General features: G+C 67.7%; 18 protein-coding genes. 13 read left to right on the plus strand and 5 right to left on the minus strand.

Going from position 1 to position 22,872, the window contains the following annotated elements:
* Positions 1 to 70: 70 nt before the first annotated feature.
* Positions 71 to 1,849 carry an asparagine synthase (glutamine-hydrolyzing) gene (asnB, locus tag ACZ6C6_RS19835; protein ID WP_469204459.1) on the minus strand — a complete coding sequence of 593 codons (1,779 nt, stop codon included), beginning with the start codon at positions 1,847 to 1,849 and terminating at the stop codon, positions 71 to 73.
* A gap of 479 nt (positions 1,850 to 2,328) precedes the next feature.
* On the opposite strand from asnB, the gene ACZ6C6_RS19840 reads away from it, so the two are divergent.
* The 13 genes from ACZ6C6_RS19840 to ACZ6C6_RS19900 all read left to right on the plus strand — a co-directional run bounded on the left by ACZ6C6_RS19840 (position 2,329) and on the right by ACZ6C6_RS19900 (position 15,902).
* The gene (locus tag ACZ6C6_RS19840; RefSeq protein ID WP_469204460.1) at positions 2,329 to 3,279 is read left to right on the plus strand and encodes a UDP-glucuronic acid decarboxylase family protein; all 951 of its coding nucleotides are present in this window, start codon (positions 2,329 to 2,331) and stop codon (positions 3,277 to 3,279) included.
* A complete protein-coding gene (locus ACZ6C6_RS19845; RefSeq protein ID WP_469204462.1) occupies positions 3,276 to 4,385 on the plus strand; it encodes a DegT/DnrJ/EryC1/StrS family aminotransferase in 1,110 nt (369 codons plus the stop codon). Before ACZ6C6_RS19840 ends, ACZ6C6_RS19845 begins: the two co-directional genes overlap by 4 nt.
* On the plus strand, positions 4,382 to 6,001 hold the full coding sequence (locus ACZ6C6_RS19850) for a HEAT repeat domain-containing protein (RefSeq protein WP_469204464.1): 1,620 nt from the start codon (positions 4,382 to 4,384) through the stop codon (positions 5,999 to 6,001). Before ACZ6C6_RS19845 ends, ACZ6C6_RS19850 begins: the two co-directional genes overlap by 4 nt.
* On the plus strand, positions 5,998 to 7,026 hold the full coding sequence (locus ACZ6C6_RS19855) for a GDP-mannose 4,6-dehydratase (RefSeq protein ID WP_469204466.1): 1,029 nt from the start codon (positions 5,998 to 6,000) through the stop codon (positions 7,024 to 7,026). The genes ACZ6C6_RS19850 and ACZ6C6_RS19855 overlap by 4 nt, the downstream gene beginning before the upstream one ends.
* Before the next feature lie 31 nt (positions 7,027 to 7,057).
* Positions 7,058 to 8,323, plus strand: a complete 1,266-nt coding sequence (locus tag ACZ6C6_RS19860; RefSeq protein WP_469204468.1) for a B12-binding domain-containing radical SAM protein — start codon at positions 7,058 to 7,060, stop codon at positions 8,321 to 8,323.
* 62 nt (positions 8,324 to 8,385) lie between these two features.
* Positions 8,386 to 9,501 carry a DegT/DnrJ/EryC1/StrS family aminotransferase gene (locus tag ACZ6C6_RS19865; RefSeq protein ID WP_469204470.1) on the plus strand — a complete coding sequence of 372 codons (1,116 nt, stop codon included), beginning with the start codon at positions 8,386 to 8,388 and terminating at the stop codon, positions 9,499 to 9,501.
* Positions 9,494 to 10,192 (plus strand): hypothetical protein, encoded by a 699-nt coding sequence (locus tag ACZ6C6_RS19870; RefSeq protein WP_469204472.1) that lies wholly within the window; start codon positions 9,494 to 9,496, stop codon positions 10,190 to 10,192. Before ACZ6C6_RS19865 ends, ACZ6C6_RS19870 begins: the two co-directional genes overlap by 8 nt.
* A gap of 22 nt (positions 10,193 to 10,214) precedes the next feature.
* Entirely contained in the window at positions 10,215 to 11,138 is a 924-nt protein-coding gene (locus ACZ6C6_RS19875) for an NAD-dependent epimerase/dehydratase family protein (protein WP_469204474.1), read from the plus strand.
* Position 11,139: 1 nt separating this feature from the next.
* A complete protein-coding gene (locus ACZ6C6_RS19880; protein WP_469204476.1) occupies positions 11,140 to 11,952 on the plus strand; it encodes a hypothetical protein in 813 nt (270 codons plus the stop codon).
* Between the two features lie 5 nt (positions 11,953 to 11,957).
* Positions 11,958 to 12,749, plus strand: coding sequence for a glycosyltransferase family 2 protein (locus ACZ6C6_RS19885; RefSeq protein WP_469204478.1), 792 nt, complete (start codon positions 11,958 to 11,960; stop codon positions 12,747 to 12,749).
* 4 nt (positions 12,750 to 12,753) lie between these two features.
* Positions 12,754 to 13,986 (plus strand): glycosyltransferase family protein, encoded by a 1,233-nt coding sequence (locus ACZ6C6_RS19890; RefSeq protein WP_469204480.1) that lies wholly within the window; start codon positions 12,754 to 12,756, stop codon positions 13,984 to 13,986.
* On the plus strand, positions 13,986 to 14,720 hold the full coding sequence (locus tag ACZ6C6_RS19895) for a nucleoside phosphorylase (protein ID WP_469204482.1): 735 nt from the start codon (positions 13,986 to 13,988) through the stop codon (positions 14,718 to 14,720). The genes ACZ6C6_RS19890 and ACZ6C6_RS19895 overlap by 1 nt, the downstream gene beginning before the upstream one ends.
* A 63-nt stretch (positions 14,721 to 14,783) precedes the next feature.
* Positions 14,784 to 15,902 carry a TRM11 family SAM-dependent methyltransferase gene (locus ACZ6C6_RS19900; protein ID WP_469204485.1) on the plus strand — a complete coding sequence of 373 codons (1,119 nt, stop codon included), beginning with the start codon at positions 14,784 to 14,786 and terminating at the stop codon, positions 15,900 to 15,902.
* A 29-nt stretch (positions 15,903 to 15,931) separates the two neighbouring features.
* Here the strand turns inward: ACZ6C6_RS19900 and ACZ6C6_RS19905 are convergent, their stop codons facing one another.
* The 4 genes from ACZ6C6_RS19905 to ACZ6C6_RS19920 are packed head-to-tail and all read right to left on the minus strand — an operon-like array spanning position 15,932 to position 22,855.
* Complete coding sequence (locus tag ACZ6C6_RS19905; RefSeq protein ID WP_469204487.1) at positions 15,932 to 16,582, minus strand: hypothetical protein; 651 nt, start codon at positions 16,580 to 16,582, stop codon at positions 15,932 to 15,934.
* On the minus strand, positions 16,579 to 17,769 hold the full coding sequence (locus ACZ6C6_RS19910) for a C40 family peptidase (RefSeq protein ID WP_469204489.1): 1,191 nt from the start codon (positions 17,767 to 17,769) through the stop codon (positions 16,579 to 16,581). Before ACZ6C6_RS19910 ends, ACZ6C6_RS19905 begins: the two co-directional genes overlap by 4 nt.
* Entirely contained in the window at positions 17,766 to 20,228 is a 2,463-nt protein-coding gene (locus ACZ6C6_RS19915) for a hypothetical protein (protein WP_469204491.1), read from the minus strand. The genes ACZ6C6_RS19910 and ACZ6C6_RS19915 overlap by 4 nt, the downstream gene beginning before the upstream one ends.
* Positions 20,225 to 22,855, minus strand: a complete 2,631-nt coding sequence (locus ACZ6C6_RS19920; protein ID WP_469204493.1) for an ATP-binding protein — start codon at positions 22,853 to 22,855, stop codon at positions 20,225 to 20,227. Before ACZ6C6_RS19920 ends, ACZ6C6_RS19915 begins: the two co-directional genes overlap by 4 nt.
* Positions 22,856 to 22,872: the final 17 nt, after the last annotated feature.

Genomic DNA, 22,872 nt, shown 5'->3' on the forward strand with positions numbered 1-22,872 from the left:
CTGGCGGCGCCCGTGGCGGACGGCTGCCTCGTGGGCTGCTTCGGTCTGAGCGGCGCAAGCGCGGTGCCGGCTACGCCGTCCGTACTCCCGGCAGCTTGAGCATCTCGCGAACCCACAGCTCCAGCACCAGGGCCTTGTAGGAGACAGGCGTCGGTCGGGTCGCCTCGTACACGTCGTCGAGCAGATCGCGAGCGACGTCGGCGCGCAGGATGCCCAGGTCGACCAGAGCGCCGCCGTCGACCAGGGGGCCGTACGTGTGGAACAGCCGTCCGGACCATTGGCCGACGGGCGTTTCGAAGGGCATCTTCGGTCGTTCGGCCATCCAGGACGGAACCCAGTTCAACGCGGCCTTTCGCACGTACTCCTTCGGTGCGAGGGCCAGATCGGAGCGATGTGCCCGGAGGCCGAATACGGTGTCCACCACGCTCGAATCGGTGAACATCAGGCGCCGTTCGACCCCGTGGCACATGGTGAGCCGGTCTCCCTGCGTGAGGCTGTTTTCACGCATATAGGTTTCGACGACAGCCGTGGATATCCTGCCCTCCGCCGATTCCCCTGGTCGGCGATGGAGTTCCCGCAGCGGGCTCAGGTCGCCGATCGACTGCAGGGTTTGCGCGGGCATGATGAGCGGCATGCGTGCGTGCGCTTCGAGATATCCGTCGTGAGTGGCGTAGAACGGCACGGGGCCGTCATCCCCGGAGGTCGTGCGTGAGCCGAGCTCTGCCGCCTTCCGGGCCCACTTGACTCCCCACATCATCTCATCGGTCCCGTATCCCTGGAAAATACTGGGAACTCCTTGGCGGCGCGCCTCCCTGCTGATCGCCCAGTAACAGGGGGCCGCAGTGTCCGCAATGGGGTCGTCGCACGCAAGGACCACGACTGGGAAGGTTTCGATCACGTCGTCGGCAGAGATTTCGATCTCGTGAAAATCCAGCCCCAGATGCGAGGCGATCCTGCGTGCCGCAGGGCGTTCGTCGTTGCCGGGGTGGCCCGGGTAGCCGACGGTGAACGCATGGACCGGTGTGCGTTTGCGGGCCAGTAGGGCCGCCAGCAGGATCGAGTCGATGCCACTGCTCAGAGAGATTCCCACGGGCCCGTCAGATCCGGTCGTCAGGGATGCGGCTTCTTCGAGCGCTGTCGCCACGGCGTCCACCGGGTCGGAAACCACCGCGCGCACGTCGGAGAAGTCCCAGTAACGGTGGAGTTTTGTCCTGGAAGTGTCGAGGTCAATTTCCAGTACCTGTCCGGCAGGCACCTTCCGCACGCCGGCGACTGCGGTGCGTGGTTCCGGTATGTACTGGAAAAGGAAGTAGGAGTAGATCGACTCGGGATCGAGACGGAAATCGACAGCTCCTGACGCCAGGAGACCCTTCAGTTCGGAAGAGAAGGTGAAACCTTCCGGGCCGTCGCTGTAGTAGAGAGGTTTCTCGCCCATGCGGTCCCGTGCGAGTGTCAGCCGCCTTTCCGTCCGGTCCAGGACGGCCAGGGCGAACATTCCACGTAGTTCGCCTATGAGGTCGCTACCCATCTTGCCGTACAGCTGGGCGATGGTCTGTGAAGTGGTGGCGCGCTTGAGATGCTGCCCGTGCTCCGGGAACCGGGACCGAATGTCGTCGATGTTGTAAATCTGGCCGTCCAGAACCACCGCAAAGCGCTCGTCCGGGCTCTCCGGGTGTAGACGCGGCTCTGGTTGCTCGATTCCGAGGCCGTTCACTCCCATCACCACGCCGGGCGCCTGGAAGGTGGCGTAATGATCTGGGCCTCGGTGCTTCAGAGCCTGTCGCATCCTCTCGTTCCGGGATGAGTAGTCCCTGTGTTTCTTATGTGTGAATCCCCATATACCAGACATGCTTCCTCCGGCTCGTTCGCTTGCTCGTGGACGCGGCTCCGGCCGCGGATGGGCAGGGTGTCACCTGGCGGCCGACGGAGCGGCCGACTGCACGGCGTGCTGCTTCGGTCCGGCGCACTGCCGCCGGGTTGATGAGAAAAATTGCGTTTGCAATGACATCAAGAGGGGGCCCACATTTCCCTTTGGGGGGAGGCGTGTTGACTGCTCCGCACGTCCAAGAGTGTACGGACGGCGCGGGGTTCCCCCTTGTACGGGTAGTCAGGAGGCCTGTCTCATACGGAGGTTGCGTCAGCGACGGCTCAACGCGAGCTGAGACATACATCGTTGACACCCTTCGAGAGCCAGTGCGATAGTCCGGAGGCATAGGCGGTGACGCCGGGGGAGACGGACGGGTTCCAGCCCGGGACGGTCGACTCCCGCGTCACCTGTCGTCTGTTCAGCGTCTGTACTTAGGGGGATAGGTGCGGAGACGTATCGTCGTGGCCGGCGGAGCCGGCTTTCTTGGCTCTCATATATGCCGCCGGCTTCTGGCGGACGGATGTGAAGTCATCTGTCTGGACAATTTTTCCACAGGCAACGAAGAGAACGTCGCCGACCTTTCCGCCCTGCCGGAGTTCACCCTTCTCAGGCAGGACGTGAGCGAGCCCTTCGATATCGACGGTGACCTGCACGCGGTGCTGCACTTCGCCTCGCCGGCGAGTCCGGTCGATTATCTTCAGCTCCCTCTGGAAACACTGCGTTCCGGGTCGCTGGGCACGTTCAACACACTGGAACTGGCCCACCGGAAGGGAGCGCGTTACCTTCTGGCCTCGACCAGTGAGGTGTACGGGGACCCGCTGATCCATCCGCAGCACGAGGGCTACTGGGGCAACGTCAACCCCATCGGGCCGCGCTCGGTGTACGACGAGGCGAAGCGGTTCGCCGAGGCGTCGGTGATGGCCTATCACCGGACACGGGGTGTGGACACCGCGATCGCCCGCATCTTCAACACGTACGGCCCTCACATGCGCGCCCACGACGGCCGCGCCATCCCCACGTTCATCCGGCAGGCGCTCGCGAACGAGCCGATCACCGTGGCCGGAACGGGCGCCCAGTCGCGGTCCGTCTGCTATGTGTCCGACCTCGTGGAGGGGCTGGTCAGGCTGCTCGATTCGGGCAGTACCGGTCCCGTCAATCTGGGCAATCCACAGGAGATGACGGTTCTGGAACTCGCCGAACTGGTGCGCCAGATCTGCGGTTCCGACGTGGAGATCACCTTCGTGGCGCGGCCCGAGGACGATCCCGAGCAGCGCCGGCCCGACATCTCGCTCGCCGGCGAACTTCTCGACTGGGCACCTGAGATATCCGCGGAAGTGGGCCTGAAGGACACGGTTGCCTGGTTCGGTGAGCGGCTTGGGCAGGGCTCCGAGCGAATCGAGCGGTTCGGATGACAGTGCGCCCCGTAGCTCTCCCGCCCGTCAAGGTGCCGCTGGCGCGGCCGAACCTCAGCGCACTCGAGCGCTCCTACGTACAGCAAGCACTCGAGGACGGATGGATCTCGGGGACGGGTGGCATCGTCAGCCGCTTCGAGGACGGCCTGTCCAGCCGGGTCGGGCGCCGACACACGATCGCCGTCGCCAACGGGACCCTGGCTCTCGAACTGGCTCTGCGCGCCCTCGGCGTCGGACCGGGTGACGAGGTCATCGTGCCGGCCTTCACCTTCGCGGCCCCGGCGACCACCGTGCTCGCCGTGGGGGCCGTGCCGGTCCTGGTGGATATCGATCCCGAGACCTGGACCATCTCGCCGCAGGCGGTCCGGGCCGCCCTCACCCGGCGCACCAAGGCGGTCATCGCCGTGGACGTGCTGGGGCACCCGGCGGACTACGACGCCCTGTGTGGTCTCGGTGTGCCGGTGATCCAGGACGCCGCCGAGGCGCACGGGGCCCGTTACCGGGGCGCCCCCGTCGGCGGGCAGGGCGATGCCTCCGTCTTCAGCTTCCACGCGAACAAGGCGATCACGACCGGCGAGGGGGGCAGCGTCGGCACCGACTCAGACGAACTCGCTTCCATGATGCGCCTGGTGGCGAACCACGGCATGACGCCGAAGAACCCGTATGTCCATGAGGTCGTGGGCCGCAACTACCGGATGACCAGCCTCACCGCCTCGCTGGGGCTGGGGCAGCTCGACCGGTGGGACGAGCTCATCGAAGCCCGTAGGGACGTCGCGCGCCGCTATACGGAGCGCGTCGACGCGTCGGTGTACGCGCCGCGTCCGGCCGCGTCCTGGGCGGACTACTCCTGCTGGCTGCACACCGTCACGACCACGGTGGAGCGGCGGCCCGCCGTCCTGGACCACCTGCGCTCACGCGGCATCGACGCCCGCGCCGTCTGGCCCCCCCTGCACGAGCAACCGGTGCTCGCCCCGTACGCCACCGACTGCCCCGTCGCACGGGACATCGCTCTCCGCGCCTTCTGGCTGCCCACGTACGCCGGGATGCCTGACACCGACATCGACCTTGTGGCTGACGCTCTCGCCGAAGCGGCGGACAGGAAGTGAGCACCACCATGCAGAAGCTGAGCGTCATCGTCCGGTTCCGGAACGAGGCGACCCACCTCGGCGCCGTGCTGCGCGCGATCCGGGCCCAGCGGTGCTCGGTGCCCGTGGAGATCGTCGCCGTGGACAACAGCTCCACCGACGACTCCCGCGCCATCGCGGCGCCGTACGCCGACACCCTGGTCGACATCACGGACTACAAGCCCGGTGCGGCGCTCAACCGGTCGATCGAGGCGTGCACCGGGGATCACGTGGTGGTGGTGAGCGCCCACGCCATTCCGTCCGACGAGCGGTGGCTGGAGAACCTGATCCGGCCGCTGCGGAGCCCGGACGTCCTCGGGGTGTACGGCGGACAGATCTACCCGGTGAACGCCAAGTTCCTCGACAAGCGCGACCTGGACATCTTCTCGGACATCCAGCCGCGTTCCGAGACGAGGGACTCCGACTTCTGGAACGCGAACTCCGCCTTCAGCATCGCGTCGTGGGAGAAGCAGCCGTTCGACGAGAGCGTCATCGAGCTCGAGGACCATCACTGGACCAAGCAGATCCTGCCGGAGGGAAGCCGCTGGATCCGGTTCGAGCCGGGAGCGCGGGTCTACCACTACGGCCACGAGCTGCGCAACGACCGGCAGTTCCTCGCTCCGGACGGGCGGAGCACCGAGGACCGGGTGCGCGAGGCCGTGCGGGCCCTGGAAGGTGACTTCGTCGCATGGCCGGAGGCCATGTCGGCCGGCATGACGCTGGGCAGCCTGTGGCGTGAGCCGCAGGTGCGGGCGACGGTGCCCCTGCTCGGGCGCTACCTGCTGGAGTACTGGGACTTCGACGTGCGGTGGCGCATGGCCGGGGCCTTGGGCCGCCTGGACTACCCGGAGTCGGTCCCGTACCTGGTGCGGGGGCTCGCCGACCCGTCCTTCTACGCGCGGGACGAGTGCGCCTGGTCGCTCGCCAGGCTCGGGGGGACGGCCGTTCCGGAGCTGATCCGGACGCTCGCCCGGCCGGGCGCGATCCCGGACGAGTCGCTTCCCTTCGCCGCGCTGGCCCTCGGCCTGTCCGGCACCCGGGAAGGCCGGGAGAGGGCTCTCGACCTGCTGGAGCAGTGCGTGGCCGACGCGGACGAGGCGGTGGCACGCGACGCGGTGTACTTCCTCGGCGAGATCGGCAGCGCCGAAGGGCGCCCCGCGCTGCTGCGCGCCGTCACGGACCGGCTGGCCCACGAGGACTACCGAACGGCGCGTGCCGCCGTCTGGTGCTGGGGCATGCTCGCGGAGAACGGGGACGACAGCGAGCGGGTCGACGCGGCGACCGCGGACATCGTCGCCGTCTCACGCCAGCACCCGCAGGATGTCGTGCGCGCCGAGGCCGTGGCGGCCCTGGGTGCTCAGGCACGCAAGCGGCGCGGTACCTCCGCGCTGAGCGAGGTCGCCCGCTCCCTGCGCACCGACGGCGCGGGACGCGTGCGGTACGCGGCCATCCAGAGCCTGCGACTGGCGGCCGCGGAGGGCGGTGCCGAGACCTGCGTCGAGGCGGCGGCCCAGCACACCGATGACAACGACTTCGGCGTGCTCTTCGAGCGCGAGCTGATCCTCGCGACCCACCAGAAGAAGGGGAAGCAGTCATGAGGGCACTTGTCACGGGCGGCGCCGGCTTCATCGGCTGCAACCTGACGGCGGCGCTGGTCCGAGCGGGCCACGAGGTGACGGTGGTCGACAACCTCTCCCGTCGCGGCAGCCTCCGCAACCTCCAGGCGCTGCTGGAGGACCCCGTCGCGGCCGAACGGGTCGACTTCCGCCCGGTGGACGTCCGCGACGCGGAGGGGCTGGCCGCTGTGGTGGCCGACCGCCGCCCGCAGGCCGTGGCCCATCTGGCCGCGCAGGTGGCCGTCACCGACTCGGTGGCCCACCCGGCCGTCGACTTCGAGATCAATGCCCGGGGCACCCTCAACGTCCTGGAAGCCGTACGCAAGCACGCGGCCGACGCACGGGTCCTCTTCACCTCCACCAACAAGGTGTACGGGAGCCTTGAGCGGCTTCGTACGGAGCGGACCGAGACCCGCCACGTCCTCCCCGAGCACCCGGACGGCATCGCCGAGGACTTCCCGACCCTGGCCACGACCCCCTACGGCGTGTCCAAACTGGCGGCGGACCTGTACGTACAGGACTACGCGTACACCTACGGCCTGGCCACCACCGTGTTCCGCATGTCCTGCATCTACGGCAAGTGGCAGAACGGCACGGTGGACCAGGGCTGGGTCAGCTGGCTGGTCAAGTCCACGCTGCTGGGCAACCCGGTCACCATCTACGGCGACGGTCTCCAGGTGCGCGACCTGCTGCACATCGACGACCTGGTCGCCGCCATGCGCCGGGTGCTGGCGGACGGGCAGGGCCTCGGCGAGGTGTTCAACATCGGCGGGGGCCCCGAGTTCTCCGTTTCGGTGTGGGGGGAGTTCGGCCCGCTGCTCGCCGAACTGGCGGGCCGGGGCGTGCCGGCCACGTACGAACCGCGGCGCACCGGTGACCAGGACGTGTACATCAGCGACATTCGCAAGGCGCGGAAGCTGCTGGGGTGGCAGCCCGAGCGAGCGCCTCGTGACGGCATCGCGGAGATGACCGAGTGGCTGCGCGTCGAAAATCAGCTCGTCGATTAGATCCAACCCATCCAGGCCGAAGGGAACCTGCATGGACGAGGTCGATGTTGTCCTTCTCGCCCCGCCGTACTACCGCTTCTGCGGAAGCCACAACAATCGTGCGGCGCCGTCGCTGACCTACCTTTCGGCCTTTCTCGAAGAGGCCGGTGTCTCACACGTGGTCTACAACGCCGACCACACACCCGGCAAGCGGTACTGGTCCATGAAGTGGATGTTCCAGAACTACCAGCCGTTCGTGGACGCCGTGGACGGAAAGGGAAGCCTCTACGGCGAGGTCGCCGAAATCGTCATGTCCTTCAACCCGAAGGCGGTGGTCATTCTCGGAGGCGAGCCACTGATCGCCACCAAGGACTGGGGTAATCCCTTCATCGCAGCCCACTACTCCAAGCTTTTCAGGCAGCTGGGCGTCTACACGGTCGGGGTGGGCCACTTCTTCACCTTGGACAGGCAGCGGTTCCAGGACGACTTCGACTGCGTCCTCGGGGGCGAGCCCTCCGAGCAGATCGTCGACATCATCCGGAAGCACCCCACCGGCTACGTGCCGCCGCGGCCCATTCCGTTGAACGTCGTGCCGAACCTCAGCCGGCTCTACCCGGCCGAGCAGCAGACGGACTTCGTCATGACCTCGTTCGGCTGCCGGTTCCCGTGCTCCTTCTGCCTCGTGCAGCAGCTGTACAGCGAGCTCGACGAACGGGTGAGGTTCGTCGACCTCGACACCGTGGTCGCGGACATCGCGCGCCGCCCCGAGCAGGGCGTCTACCTGACGGACCTGACCTTCACCTACGCCCCCCGGAAGCGGCTCGCCGCGCTCTCGGACGCGTTGCGCGAGGCCGGCGTGCGCAAGTCCTACACCATCGACACACGGGTCGACATGATCACCCCGCAGATCGTCGACCAGCTCGTTGAACTGGGCGTCGAACGGGTGAAGATCGGTGTCGAGGGCATCACCCGGGATCTGCTCAAGTCCTTCAACAAGCGCACCGATCTGCAACGCATCGAAAAGGCGGTCCGCCTGCTCCGCGACCGCGGTATCAAGGTGGTCACCTACCTTCTCATCGGAGGTGTGACCGAGTTGGCGGACTACGAGGCCACGCGGGACTACATCGCACAGCTGCAACCGGAATTCGTACCTGTGGCCATCTGGGCCTACGACCTGTCCGGGGATTACCGGTACGACACCCAGTTCTCGCCGTTGCGTCTGAAGGAGTGGGGTATCGACGAAGAAGTCTTCTACCGATACCTGTCACTCCAGGAACAAGTGAACCCCACCGTCGGGGCGATGCTCGATATTCCGTGACCACTCAGGATTCACACGTAACCGAAATCATCAACCCATGGTTCCCGGAGGGCCGGTCAGCTGTGTCGGAAATCTGCATACCGTCCTTCAGTTACAGCTTCCACGAAGCTGACATCCAGTACATCACCGATGAGGTCGGCCGGCTGTTCCGTGATCAGCGGCACCTGACCATGTCGGCCCACGGCGAGGCTCTGGAGGCGGAGTTCGCCGCCTATACGGGGACCCGCCACGCGGTCTCGGTCGCCAGCGGTACCGCCGCTCTGGAGATCGCGCTGCGCGCTGTCGGGGTGGAGGACGGGGAAGTGGTGGTGCCGACCAATACGTTCGGAGCCACCGTCGTGTCCGTGCTGCGCGCGGGCGCCGTGCCCGTCTTCGCGGACACGTCGGACGACATGTCCGTGAGCGTGGAGGACGTGGAGGCGAAAATCGGGCCACGCACGCGTGCCGTCGTCACGGTGCACATCGGCGGCCTCGTCTCACCGCGGACCGTCGACCTGGCCCGCCTCTGCGAGGAGCGGGGCGTGCCCCTGATCGAGGACGCGGCGCATGCCGCCGGGGCCTCCTACCAGGGCCGCCGCGCCGGTTCCTTCGGGGCTGCCGCCGCCTTCTCGCTGTTCAGCACCAAGGTCATGACGAGCGGCGAGGGCGGCCTCATCGCCACCGACGACGAGCGGATACGCGACACGGCCCGGCTGCTCCGCGATCACGCCAAGAACCCCGACGGAACGATGTCCACGACGGGGTACAACTGGCGCCTGACCGAGATGCAGGCCATCGTCGGCCGCGTCCAGCTGCGCCGGCTGGACGAGATGATCGCCGGACGCAACGCGGTGGCCGCGGTGTACGACGAGCGGCTGGCCGGGATCGAAGGGGTCCGGCTGCTCACTCCGCCCGACAGCGCGGTCCACAACAGGTACAAGTACATCATCGAGCTGGAGCGGCACCGTCCGCAGGACGTGCAGCGCCGTCTCGACGAGAAGTTCGGCATCGCTCTCGGCGGCTACGTCTACCAGACGCCCTGCCATCTGCAGGACGCCTTCCGCTCGTACGCGGCCGGCCCCTTCCCCGGCGCCGACCGGATCTGCCCCGCTCACATCTGCCCGCCGATCTACCCCGACATGCCCGTGAACGACGCGGCCTACGTGGCCGACTGCCTGCGCGAGGTGCTCAATGGCTGACCTGGTGACCCCTCCCCCTCCCACGCCCGGTGACGGCCGGGCGTACCGGGAGCAGCTCTACGGGTGGGTGTACGAGAACAACCAGTGGGGGCGGTCGCCCGAGGGCGCGCGCTACTACTCGGACTCCCCGTCGGAACTCACCCTGCCGTACCGGGAGTTCCTGGCCTCCTTCGTCCGCAGTCACCCGGAGATCCGCCGGATCGTCGATCTGGCCTGCGGGGACCACAAGCTGGCCTCGGAGACCGATCTGGGGGACACGCATTACATCGGTGTGGACATCTACGACCGCCTGATCGAGCACAACCGTGCGCAGTACGCGGACGAGCGCCACGAGTTCATGGTCCGGGACCTCGTCGAGGACGAGCTGCCGGACGGCGACCTGTGCGTGATCTCGATGGCGCTCTACCTGATGTCCTTCGAGCACGTCGCGGCCGTCCTGGGCAAGCTCACCCGCTACCGCTACGTGCTGATCACGGATGGGCAGGCGGACATCCCCGCCGGGGAACGGCGCAACATCGACAAGCCCACGGGGAAGCACACCCCGCGCGATCTGTACGGCAACGGCTTCTACCTGGAACTGGAGCCCTTCAACGTGGACCTGGAAGTGGTGCACGAGTACGGGCTTCCCAGCGGGGAGCTCATCAGGACGGTGTTGCTGGAACACCCCGAAGCGCCGTTGTCGACCCAGTAGGGATTCATCCGAAGAGGAGATCATGCACATACTTGTCACGGGGGGAGCCGGGTACGTCGGGTCCGCACTGGTTCCGGTTCTGCTCGACCAGGGCCACCAGGTGCGCGTACTGGACGAACTGCACGTCGGCGGACAGGGTCTGCTGCCGTGCGTCCCGCGCCCCGGCTTCGAATTCGTCCACGGGGATGCCTGCGACGCGACCGTTCTCGCGTCTGCCCTGGAGGGTGTGGACGCCATCGTTCACCTGGCCGCCGTGGTCGGGTATCCGGCTTGCCTGCGCGAGCCGGAGCGCGCGGTGAACACCAACGTCAACGGCACGAAGCTGCTGCTCGATCTGCGCCGGCCCGACCAGCGGCTGGTCTTCGCGTCGACCGGCAGCGTCTACGGGGCGATCCCGTCCGAGATGTGCACGGAGACGACGCCCGCCGCCCCTCTGAGTCTGTACGGCAGCACCAAGCTGGAGGGTGAGGAGCTGGTGCTGGGCGCGGGGAACTGCGTGGTCTACCGGTATGCCACCGCGTTCGGTGTCAGCCCTCGGATGCGCTTCGACCTCCTGCCCAACGACTTCGTCCAGCAGGCCGTCCACGGCGGAGGCATCACGGTCTACGAGGGCGGGTTCCGGCGCACTTTCATCCATGTCCACGACATGGCCCTGTCCATCGCGTTCGCCCTGGACTCCTGGAAGGCGATGGCGGACGAGGTCTTCAACGTCGGGCACGAGAGCATGAACTGCACCAAGGCCGAACTGGCCCGGCGCATCCAGCGCATGGTGCCCTACGACCTCCGCTTCGAGGAGTTCGGCAAGGACGCGGACCAGCGGGACTACGGCGTGTCCTACGAGAAGATCCGCAGTCTTGGTTTCACCACCCGCCACACGCTCGACAGCGGTCTTGCCGAACTCGTCACGGCGGCGCGCCTGATGGCGCCGTCGCCCGAGGCGGGCTGACGTGGCCGGCCGACTGTGCTTCGTGGTCCTGGACCACGCTCCGGACGAGTACGTCGACGATCTGGTGCGCGGGATCAGGCGGTTCTGCCCCGCCGCCGACATCTACTGGTACGACTCGGGGCCCGCGGGTGCCGTCGGCCGGCGGGCCCCCGTGGACGTCGAGCGGATGGAGTGCAGCAGGCCCCTGCTGTACGCCAAGGTGACCCCGTTCTTCTTCGACATGCTCGAGTGGGCGGCCGACCGGGACTACGACTACGTCGTCAACGTCGAGTCCGACATGGCCTTCATCAACGAGGGCTTCGAGGACTTCCTGGCTTCGGCCATGGCGGACAACGACTACCTGGCCCCGCGTTTCGCCCGTAAGACCCCGAACACCTCGCGCTGGCGCCCCTACCGGAGCCTCCGGCCGGAGCTGCCCGACCTCCTCGACGTCCTCGGCATGGACTACACGAACGAGGCGTTCAGCCCCGGCCAGGTCTTCACGCCCCGGTACATCCACACCTTGCTCGACAGCCCCTGGTATCCGCGTCTGCGGGAGTTCGTCGCGCGGAACCAGGAGCCCGGCAGATCATTCACCCTGCAGGAGGTTCTGCTGCCCACCCTCGTGGACGCGCTGGGGCTGCGCGCCTCCGACTACCCGGCCCACATGACCGCGTTCAACCGCTACCGGCCCTACCACGCGGCTTCGTCCGTGGCGAGGGCCCATCAGCGCGGCGACGTCCCCTTTGTTCATCCGGTACGGCGCGACGCCGAGCACGCGGCCCGCCGGTTCGTCCGTGCGCTGTACGACAGCACCACGCAAGGAAAGCTCTGATACCTGTGACCACGCAGCCCCTCGTCACCGTTTTCACGATGACCTACAACCAGCGAGCGAAGATCCTCGCGCTGGCCGACGACCTGAGCGCCCAGGACTGGCCCATGGACCGTCTGGAGTTCACCGTCCTGGACGACGGCGGCACGGACGGCACCGCGGAGGCGCTGGAGGAAGCGGCCGGAAAGCTGCCGTACCGCGTACGCGTGCTGCGCCGTGAGCACGAGGCCGATTACCTGAGCGCCCGGCGCTGGAACGAGTGCATCGCGGGCTCCGACCCGGAGACCGCCGTGTTCATCCAGGTGGACGACGTCCGGGTGCGCCCCGACTTCGTACGGCGGCACGCCGCCTGGCACATCGGGCCCGGGTTGACCGTGGTGGCGGGTGCCAGGTTCGAAGGCGACGAGATGACCTGGGAGCTGAACACCTGCCCCCGTGCCCACCTGGCCGGTGCCGACGGCGAAGCCAGGGAGGGCGTGCTCTGGACCGCCTTCTGGGGCGCCAGCCTGAGCTACAGCCGTGAGCTCGTGAAGACGCTCAGCACGAACGAGTACGACCAGCCGTTCGACGCCCGGATGACCGGGTGGGGGTACCACGAGGTGGAGTTCGCGGGCCGCGCCGCGCAGGCCGGCGCGCGCATGGTCTACGACCCGGCGGTCGGGGTCTTCCACCAGAACCACACACCGGTCAACGACCGGGGGCGCGGTCTTGATCACGCTGAGCAGAAGGACGCCGGCGCGCGGAAGAACGAGCAGTACGTCCTGAACAAGCTGGGCCTCGACTCCCTCCCCCGGTGGTGACGACATGACTGTTGCGATCTTCGCCGACTCTCCCACGCTGACCAGCGGCTTCGGCCGCACCACGTCGCACATCGCGGCGGGCCTGGTACGCGGCGGTCACGACGTGGCCTGCTACGGGATCAAGGCACGCTCCACCGACATTCCGGCGGGTCTGCCCTACGCGGTCTGGCCCGCCGAACAGGGAGGGAGGTGGACCGACACACTTCCCGAGTTCTTCCGGACGGTCCGGCCGGACGTGCTGCTGCTCAACATGGACGCCTACAACGCGCTGGAATGCGTCGAGCTGTTCAAACAGGCCGGCTGGACCGGCCCCACCGTCAGCTATGTGTGCTTCGACGGTCTGCCGGTGAGCAGCACCTACCTGGACGCACAGCGCTCCTGCGCCGCGGTGTGGGCCACGTCCCGCACGGGCGCCGCCTACCTGGAGAGCGAAGGCATCGCCGTGGCCGGCTACGCCCCTCCGGGCGTGGATCCGGAAGAGTTCCGGCCCGCCACCGACCGCGAGGCGCTGCGCGCGCACGCGGGGCTGGCCGACGCCTCGGTGGTGGGCGTGTTCGCCACCAACACCGAACGCAAGCAGGTGGCGCGCGCGGTGGCCGGCTTCGCCGAGGCGGTCCGCCTGCTGCCCGGCCGGGACCTGCGGCTCTACCTGCACTGTCTGCCGCAGGGGCACTGGGACCTGCGCGCACTCGGCACGCAGTACCGCGTCGGGGACCGGCTGCTGTTCCCTTCGGCGGCCGGCTACGACGAACAACGCGGGGTGCGGACCAGCGGCACGGGCTCCCGAGGCGAAGGCCCGGGCGGACTCCCGGTCCTGCCCGCGGGCTTCTCGTACGTGGAACGGATCAACGTCTGCGACGTACTGCTCAACGTGCCGCACAGCGGCGACGTGGAGCAGGTGATCATCGAGGGCCAGGCGTGCGGCGTGCCGTTGCTGCACACCGACGACGAGGCGATCATGGGTGACGCGGTCGGTGCCGGAGGAATCCTCCTGCCCGCGGCCGATGTGGGGATCGGCCGCCTCGGTCAGCGGCTTCATCATGTGGACCCGCGGGTCGTCGGCAAGGCGCTGGCGGATGTTCTGGCCGATGAGGCACGGGCTTCGGCCCTGCGCGCGGCCGGAGCCGCCAACGCGGCCGCCTATCCGTGGAGCACGCTGGAAGACGCCGCACTGGCCATGGTCAGCCCCTTCGCCTCTCCTGGAGAAGGCACCCCTCGCGAATCCGGGAGCGTCTGATGCATCTGCACCATCTGGGAGAGATCGACTCCGTCGCCGACGCCGCCATCCTCACGGGCGACCCCGACCGGGTACCTCCGCTCGCCGCGCATCTGGGGAAGGTCACCGGGCAGTGGCAGCGGCGCGGCTACGTCGTGGCGGAGACGGAGTTCGAGGGGAAGCCCCTCCTCGTGTGCTCAACGGGCATCGGGGGGCCGAGCACCGCCATCGCGGTCGAGGAACTGGCACAGCTCGGCGTCAGCCGGTTCGTGCGTGTGGGGACGTGCGGTTCCATCCAGCGGCACATCAACGCCGGCCACGTGGTGATCTCCACCGGTTGCGTCCGGGACGAGGGTGCCAGTCACCAGTACCTCCCGGCGGAGTACCCCGCGGTGCCCGACTTCGGTCTGCTGAGGGCGATCGTGGGCGCCGCGGAGGAGGCGGGCTTCAAGCACTTCGTGGGCCGCACGCATTGCAAGGACGCCTATTACGCGGAGAAACCGGACGGCTTTCCCCTGGCCGAATACTGGCGCGGCCGGTGGGCGGGGCTGCGCTCGGCCGGAGTGCTCGCCACGGAAATGGAAGCGGCGGTGCTGTTCGCGCTCGCCTCCGTGCGCTCCCTGCGGGCGGCGGCGCTGTTCGTGGCGACCGACGACACCCTGTCGGCCGAGCAGACCTTCACCGCGCTCGGCGCCGCGGCGGTCGCGGCCGCTCGCGGTCTGTTCCCCGACGGCGGGGCCGCTGACCGTCCATGAGCACAGCCGACCCGGGAGACAGCGAGCTGCACGGTTCTCTCCCGGGTCGGGTAGTGTAACTGGGTGCGCTATTTCATTCAGTACCCGGCCGGTACCAGCGAACTGGTCGTCGACGCCCTGTCCAATTTTGTCGATGACTTCAGCGTGCATTATCAGGATGACAGCGCGGCCATTTTCGACTCCACGTCGAGCGCTGAGCAGGTGGCGAGAATTCCGTTCGCGAAGAACGCATTCATCGTCATTGCGGCGACGCCGCGAAAAGGCGTCGATCAGAGCGCCCGCCGACTTTCCCCCCTGCTGGGCAGAGAGGCTTTTCCCGCCCTGCCCGCAGGCACCCCCGGGTTCCGGCTCATGGCGCACATCGACGGCGAGCTCTCTTCCATCGCTCCCGGTGTCCGGGCGGAGATCGAGCGGGTGGTCTCGTCGCGCACAGGGCTTCGGGTCGAGCCCCGGGGAATGTGCCAGGAGTACTGGGTGGTAGGCCGGCTCGACATGAGTGATCTGCTGTTCTGCGCACGGCTCCCCAAAACGGCGCGGCCGAAGAAGAGCCCCGGGTCCGTTTCGCACGAATTGTCATCCATGCTCGTCCTCGCTTCGCAGCCGGAACCGCAGGACGTGTATCTCGACCCCTTCGCCGGCAGCGGGTCCTTCGTGTGGGCCCGCCTCGATATGCCGGCGCGCGAAATCATCTATTCCGATACCGATATCGAGGCGCATCGGGGCGGGTTTCCGGGCGAGGTGGAGCGGGACCGGCGTGTGCGGCTGCTCTCCGAGGACGCGCTGACTCTCCCGTCCATGGAGGACGGGGCGGTCGACGTCGTCGTGACCGACCCGCCCTGGGGTGAGCACGAAGAACTCCCCCTGCCGCCCGAGGAGTTCGCCCTCACCGTCGCGAAGTCGCTCGCGCGGGTCCTGACCCCGACGACCGGGCGACTGGTGCTGCTCTGCTCGCGTCGGGGAGCGGACGCGTACCGCGAAGGGCTCGGCGAGGCGGGCTTTGTCGTCGATGCCGCGCACGAGATCCTCGTGAACGGTCATCCCGCCACCGTCTTCGTGGCCAGGCGTACTTCCTCGGCCGCGGCCGAGGTGGCCGAGGGAACGTACCGTCCGTCCTCCCGGTCCAAGCCCCTGCTCGTGGGCATGGGCACGTACCGCCGCGCCATGGGGCGTTTCTCGCGGTAGCGCGCGGAGGGACGCCCGCCGAGGCCCCCTCAATCCTCCTCCTCCAAGGGCTGGGGCGCCCACGTGCCGTCCACGTCCCGTACCAGCAGCACCGTCGCCGGGCGGCGGTCGTCGCGTTCGCCCTCCGGGCTCGTACCGGCCCACACCAGGTGGATGAGGGCCGCGTCCGAACGGTTGTCGTAGCGCTCCCCGACGCCCGCGCGGATACGGCAGTCGCGCCAGCGGTCCGTGGCCGGCGCGCCCTTGAAGTAGTCCGGGAACGCCTTGCGGCCCTTGCCGGTGACGTCGGCGAGCAGGACCTTCCCGCCGAGGGCGACCAGGCGCTCCTCCAGCGTGGGCGGGATGTTCGCCTGGCGGCTCAGCCGCAGCGAGTTCAACAGGGCCGAGTCGCTGACCGCTCCCGCCAGGTCGTCCCCGTCCCGCGCGGCGGAGGCTGACGGGGACGGCGACGCCGAGGGTGCCCCGGTGGTGCGGGAACGGCTGGGCGTCGGCTTCGGCCCGACCGTGGGGGTGGCCGGGGCGGCCGTCGTGGGCGACGGGGCCGGTGAGGTGGCCGGGGGCCGGGCCACCGGGGCCCGCCCCCCGCTCATGTCGGGCCAGAGCAGGGCGACGCCGACCACGGAGAGAACCGCCGCCATGGCGAGCATCACGAGGCCGGAGCGCTCCGCGCCGCTGGTCACTTCAGATGTCCAATGCTGTCGAGCCCACCCATCCGGACGTCGGACTCCTTGACGACTTCGTTCGTCCTGGGTGCTTCGATCTGCCTGTTTCCGCCCAGATAGATGGAGACGTGGTAGATGCCCTTTCCGCTTCCTGGATTGTCCGAGAAGAAGAGCAGGTCGCCGGGTTGCGCGCCCTTCAGGTTCCTCTGGTGTGTGACCCTCACCTTGCCGCTGTCGTGCTGCGCCTGTGCGGTGCCACCGATCATGATGCCCGCCTTCCCGTACGCGTACTCGGTCAGGCCCGAGCAGTCGAACCCCTTGATGGATCGGCCGGAATACCCGCCCGGGGAACAGCAGATGCCGTAGGAGGGCCCCAGCGTGTCCCCTCCGCCCCAGGAATAGGGCACACCCTTCTGCGATTTGGCCGCTTCGATGATCTTCTTGGCCTTCCCGGTCGCGTTGACCGGCCCGGAGATGTCGCCCAGGGCGTCGTACTCCGCCTTGGCGTTGCGGACGTCGGTGACGTACTGCTCGGAGTGGTTGTAGCGGAAGATGGCGTCGTGTTCGGTCTGCGGGTCGGACATGTCGACGGCACCCTTGCCGCAGAGGAGCGCCGCGGTGCTCAACGCTGAGTCGAAGACGTTCTGCGGGTCGGTGTCGCCGTCGTCGTCGCCGTCCTGGGCGACGCTCTCCCAGGTCTGCGGGATGAACTGGGTGGGGCCGACGGCCCGGTCGTAGGTGGTGTCGTTGTCGTACTTTCCGTTATCGGTGTCCATGATGCGCTGGGTGTGGTTGGTGCCGTCCAGAACCGGGCCGATCACCGGCGGTTCCACGTTGCCGTACTTGGAACCGGGCTTGTCGTTGACCTTGCGGCCCATGAACGTGCCGTGGTGAGATTCGATCTTTCCGATGCCGGCCAGGAGAGTCCACTTCAAGTTCTTGCACTTGGGCCTGACCTTCTTGATCTTCTCCTCCGCCGACAGGTAGGCCTCGCAGGTGGGCGCGGGGATGCCGGCCACCTTGACGCAACTGACCTGCGTCGGCACCGGTTCCTCGGTGGCGGCGGAGCCCCCGGGCAGCAGCCCCGCCGCGATGAAGGTGGCGATGATGAAGAAGATCCAGGGGGCGATGAAGGCGGCGACGCCGAGGCGGAAGGCCCACTTCGCGCCGCTGCTCTTCTCCTCGGTCTTGTCGGCCGGGCTCAAGACCTTCTGCCCCTGAGGCCTTTACGCCCACCCCGGCGCGACGAACGGCGGCTGGCCTGCGCCGCCTCAGTCTTCTTGGCGACCGTACGCTTGTAGTGTTTCGGGTCGCCCCGCTTGTAACTCCTCGTCGGCCCCATCGGGTGCTGGCGCTTGGCATCCCGCCGAGATTCCTTGACCCGGCTGGGCTCCGCTTCCTTCGGCTCTGTTTCCTTCGGCTTCGTTTCCTTCGGCTCCGCTTGCGTTTCGAGGTTGTGCTTTGCGGCGGCCACGGCGTTCTTGAAGCGGCCTTTGGTAATCGGGGCCTGCGTGGCGATGTAGCGGCCCGTACGGGCAGTAGCCAGGGTCGCCCGGCCCGTGCGGCTCTTCCCCATGCGCTGCGTCACCGCCTTGCGGGCGTTCGCCGCACGCTTCTTCGCCGCGTTCTTGAGACGGGCCTTCAACGCGGCCTTGGCCGATGCCTGCACTGCGGCAGAAGTGCCACCGGTCCCGATCGCCGCTGCCACGGTGGTGCCGAGGTTGACCGCACCCTTGACCCGGTCCTGGAGGGACTTCTTCGGTTTGCCGCCCTTACCGCCAGCGCCAGCGCCACCGCCGCCACCGCCGCCGGACGACTTGCCACGCCACAGGTCACGTGCCTTGCCGCCCACCTTGCTGAGTGTGGCGCCGTCCTCCTTGAGCTGCTCGAGCCCGGATTTGGTGCCCTGGGTGGCGCCACTGAAGGTGCTCGCGCCACCGCCACCGCCACCGCCGGTCTTGGCGGCCATCTTCTGGCCGAAGTTGGACGAGACGTTCTTGGCCGCTGCGGTGATCTTCTTCCGGAAGACCAGGAACGCCACCGCGAGGAAATCGATGGTCAGGAACTTGACCGTCATGACCTCGCCGGTTCTCGCGTTCAACAGCGCTATGACCATGACGAGGAAGAAAGCCAGGAACATGATGGACAGGAAGATGGCCAGGATGACGCGTACGACCCCAGACACCCAGTTCCACATCGCCTGACGGCCCCCACCCGGCAGGATGCCGGCGATCAGCGCCGGCTGCGCCCGGATCACCTCCAGCGCCATCCAGACCTGTGAGATGAGGAAGGTGCCGGAGACCGCGACCACCAGCAGCACGACGATGACCGCGGCGAGCGCGATGAACCAGACGCTGACCAGGTTGTCCATCGACGCGGAGATCTGCTGCTTCTCCATGGGGATGTTCCCGCCACAAGCCTTATCCACCAGCGGGTCGGTTGCTGTTTTCTCGTGCCCGCCCTTGCCGCTGATGTACTTCTTCCAGGCCTCGGTTCCCTCGGTCTTCTTCCTGAACTCGTCGACTGCTTCCTGCTGCTCCCACTTGACTACGGTGTAGACGGCCCAGGGGTTGCCTGTGGAGAGCATGAGGGTGTTCCTGATGCCTTCAAGAGAGAACGCATCGCTGAAGGCCTCACCGAGCTTGTCCAGCCAGCCTTTCTCGTCCTCCTTCTTCTGCTCCTCCTTGATCATCTTCGGGATCATGATCCGGATGAAGTTGTACCGGGCCAACGTGGCCTTCGCGTAGGCCGCACTGCAGTTACCGCTGATGGGCTTCTTGGTGTAGAGCACCCAGACGGGACGCTGGATGAAGGCGTCCACCAGGCCGTCGGTGATGGGCTTGCTCACCGATTCCGACTCGGTGCGGTCCTTCCCCTGGCCCGCGCAGGTGGTGGTGGGGAGGTCCTGCTCGTCCTCGGCGCTCTTCTTCGGCCCCTTCTTCTTCGGCGCCTCCTTCTCGCAACGGTCTTCGAGGATCACGTCGGCGATGCTGAGAGAGAACTCCCTGGCCTTCCCCAGGACGCCGCTGTTGTCCAGCTCGCCGTTCTTGCTGTGGCCCATCAGGAAGGTGGCGGGGGCGGCGAGGGTGACGGTGGCGATGGAGGCGATGACCAGGGACGTGCAGAGTTCGATCCAGCCCTTGGACCGCTGTTTGAAGAGAATGACGTATCCGGCGTAGACCGCGACGAGGGTCAGAAAGAGGATCTTCAGACCCAGACTGTCGATCACCTGCGCCTTGATCGTGGCGGCCACATCGGCGACGGGATTGAGGATTTGTGCCGCCAGTCCGAAGTCCAGGGCCCAGTCGACCAGCCAGCAGGCAAATCCGATCACGGTCCTGAGGAGGCTGAAACCGATACCGATCAGAAAGGCGATGATCTTGCTGATGACGTCGAGGGTGCCGCCCTGGTCGACATTGAGACCGTAGGCGCTGATCGGGACGCCGTTCTTGTCGGTGACGTCGAAGATGCCCAGTACCTTGCCGTTTTCGTCCGGCTTCGGCGGCTCGCAGAAGAGGTTGGGTACCTTGTCCGTCTCGTGGCACTTGTTGTCTGCCCACGCATGATGCGAGAACAGCAGCATGAGCACGATGGGTACACCGACCAGCACCAGCAGTCGCAGCCAGTGGCGGCGCTGCTGGATCACCCCCGTGAGTGCGGTCATATGCTCTGCGCCTCCACCGCTTCCATGCCGTCGATCGACTCGATGCCCTCGGCCGGCTCGTCGAGGGTGGCGCGGCCCGGGGTCGTGTGGATGGCCTCCGCCGCGTACTCGTCCGCCGGGATCAGGACCTTCATGCCGCCGATGCGCTTCTTCAGGTCGTAGTACAGGCACTCGCCGGAACGCAGCAGCCGCTCGTCGTCGGAGACGTTGATCGGCGAGAGGTTCTCGGTGACCAGCTTCAGCAGCTCGGGGTCGGTGCCGTCCAGGCCGAGGAATTCGAGTCCTCGGGCCGCCAGTTGGCGGTTGCGGTGGCGGAAGAGGAAGCGGTGGGAGACCAGGCCGCGGATCTTCTCGCCGTACTCGGAATTCGCCGGGCCGACGTCGTACGGGTCGTGGGAGCCGGCGAAGGCACCGCAGCCGTGCTTACGGCCGTCGTTGATGATCTCCAGGAGCAGTTCCGTACCCTCGGCGGACGAGGTCAGCCACCAGCACTCGTCCAGGAAGACGCCGACGAACTCCTCCGGGTCGGCGAAGGCGATCTCGCGGCAGAGGGCGGCCACCAGATACATCAGGCGCCAGCCGAACTTCTTCTCGACCTCCAGGCTGGACAGCCGGTGGCCCTCCAGCTCGGTCTTCTTGGGGAGACCGATGTTGGCGGCGGAGAAGATGATCGTGTCGGCGTCCGTGATCTCCACGATCGGCAGGCTCGGGTCGAAGATCACCCGGCCCAGGTCCTTCTTGGCCAGCGACCGCAGCTTCCGGGCCAGTTCGCTCGCCGCCGCCCGGACGTTGTGGTCGTCCGGGTCCTGTGGATCGGGCGTCTGCGCGCGTTCGGTCAGGGTCTCCAGGAGCAGGCGCATGCTGGGCTCGGGCGCCTTGTGCGTGGCGTCGATGGCGTCCGCGAGCGTCACGCCCTCGGTGGACATCGAGGCGATGTCCAGCAGCGGGGTCAGGAAGGACTCCGTATAACGGGCGGCGCGCGGGCCCTTGAAGACGCGCAGCGGGTCCAGAGACACCGAGGCGTCCTCGTCGACGGTGATCACCTGGGTCTCACCGGGGCAGGCGCGGGCGAACCGGGCCCATTCCTGCTGCGGCGTACGGTCGATGGCCAGTGCCCGGCCGCGGCTGCGGGAACGGCCGACGCGGCGGCCGGTGGTGAGGATGGAGTACATCGCGGTCTTCATGGCGACCGACTTGCCGGAACCCAGCTCGCCGATGAACACGGCCGAGGCCGAGGCGTTCAGACGCGGGCCCAGGCTGAAGTCGACCAGGACCGGGCGGGCGCCGCCGCCGTTGAGCTGGAGGCCGAACAGCGAGCCGCCGTCGTCGCCGAGCGCCTGTCCGCAGAAGGGCAGGGCCATGGCGAAGTCCTTGGCCAGCAGGAACTGGGCGTAGTCGTTCATGACCCGAGGCGTGGGCGTGCCCGGCAGCATGCTGTGGAACAGGGGCGTCTGCTCACCGATCGGGCGGACCAAGGTGTAGTCGTTGCCTCCGAAGTGATTGATCAGCGCGGCGGCCTTCTCCTCGGTCTCCTCGGGGCTCTGCCCCCACACGCAGGTGACGACGCTGGCCCTGATCTCCACTTCGGTGGAGGACGAGGTGAGCCGGGAGCGGTACTCGTTGAGCGCGGTGCTCGCCTTGTCCAGGCTGGCCGGGACACCTGCCGTCTCGCCGTCGTACTCGCCGCGCTGGTGGGCGAGTTCGCGGGCCTGGCGGCGGGACTTCGGTTCGGCCTTCGAGCCCTGCTCGATGTGCAGCCGGACGGCCCAGTCGACGGGGAAGCCGAAGTCATCCAGGGCTGCCAGGTACTCGCTGCCCGGGAAGGCGAAGGCCTCCGGCATTTCCGCCAGGATGGAGAACGCCTGGTAGCTGTCGCCGAACTCGGTGCTCGACTTCACATACCGGTGACGGAAGGGGTTGAGTGGTACGCCTCGCCGCTCCTGGACGCCGTCGCTACGCCCGCCCTCGTCGAGGATCACCTCGGAGTACGCGGCGACGGCTCGCCCACGGCCCACCACCGAACGTGGCTCGTCGTACTCGGGCAGCAGCGGCTCGGCGAGGCCCCGGCGCGCGCAGTGGCCGTAGATCCAGAGGATCTCGCCCTCGGTGGCGGGCCGGAGCCGGATCGCGGAGGGCCAGGTCGCCGCGAGGTGCCGGGCCTGTTCGAGCCGGCGGTTCTCCTCGGTCTTGTTGACCGGGGTGGTGGGCAGCCCGAGGGTGTTCATGACCTCGTAGTGCGCGGAGGACAGGACCGCGAACGCGCCCTGCTTGAAGTCGGTGTGCTTCATCGGGACGGCCAGGAAGTCGACCCGTCCCGAGAGCTCCATCTCCTCCAGCTCGTCCAGGACGCGCAGGGACAGGTCCACGTACTCCGGGGACGCGTCCAGGTCGATACCCGCCGTCATGCGGGTGACCACGCTGGCCGCGTCCACCTGGGGGCAGAGGCTGAGGAGCAGGGCCTCGCCCTTGATCGCCTTGAACAGGGACTCCAGGGCGTTGAGCCGTTCGTGCTTGGCCGCCTTGGAGGCGTGGCTGTAGTTGTCGGAATCGACCCGCCACACGGCCCACACCGTCGCGTTGGTGGTCCAGATCAGATGGCCGCTGATGTGGCGCACGGGAAGACGCATGGCAGTTCATCCATCCT

The sequence above is a fragment of the Streptomyces sp. NPDC041814 genome, assembly GCF_055590565.1.

Bases quoted from the DNA above. Each gene is read 5' to 3' on its own strand.
- ACZ6C6_RS19890 (WP_469204480.1), top strand. From the start codon at position 12,754: ATGACTGTTGCGATCTTCGCCGACTCTCCCACGCTGACCAGCGGCTTC.
- asnB (WP_469204459.1), bottom strand. From the start codon at position 1,849: ATGTCTGGTATATGGGGATTCACACATAAGAAACACAGGGACTACTCA.
- ACZ6C6_RS19895 (WP_469204482.1), top strand. From the start codon at position 13,986: ATGCATCTGCACCATCTGGGAGAGATCGACTCCGTCGCCGACGCCGCC.
- ACZ6C6_RS19855 (WP_469204466.1), top strand. From the start codon at position 5,998: ATGAGGGCACTTGTCACGGGCGGCGCCGGCTTCATCGGCTGCAACCTG.
- ACZ6C6_RS19920 (WP_469204493.1), bottom strand. From the start codon at position 22,855: ATGCGTCTTCCCGTGCGCCACATCAGCGGCCATCTGATCTGGACCACC.
- ACZ6C6_RS19845 (WP_469204462.1), top strand. From the start codon at position 3,276: ATGACAGTGCGCCCCGTAGCTCTCCCGCCCGTCAAGGTGCCGCTGGCG.
- ACZ6C6_RS19875 (WP_469204474.1), top strand. From the start codon at position 10,215: ATGCACATACTTGTCACGGGGGGAGCCGGGTACGTCGGGTCCGCACTG.
- ACZ6C6_RS19870 (WP_469204472.1), top strand. From the start codon at position 9,494: ATGGCTGACCTGGTGACCCCTCCCCCTCCCACGCCCGGTGACGGCCGG.
- ACZ6C6_RS19915 (WP_469204491.1), bottom strand. From the start codon at position 20,228: ATGACCGCACTCACGGGGGTGATCCAGCAGCGCCGCCACTGGCTGCGA.
- ACZ6C6_RS19860 (WP_469204468.1), top strand. From the start codon at position 7,058: ATGGACGAGGTCGATGTTGTCCTTCTCGCCCCGCCGTACTACCGCTTC.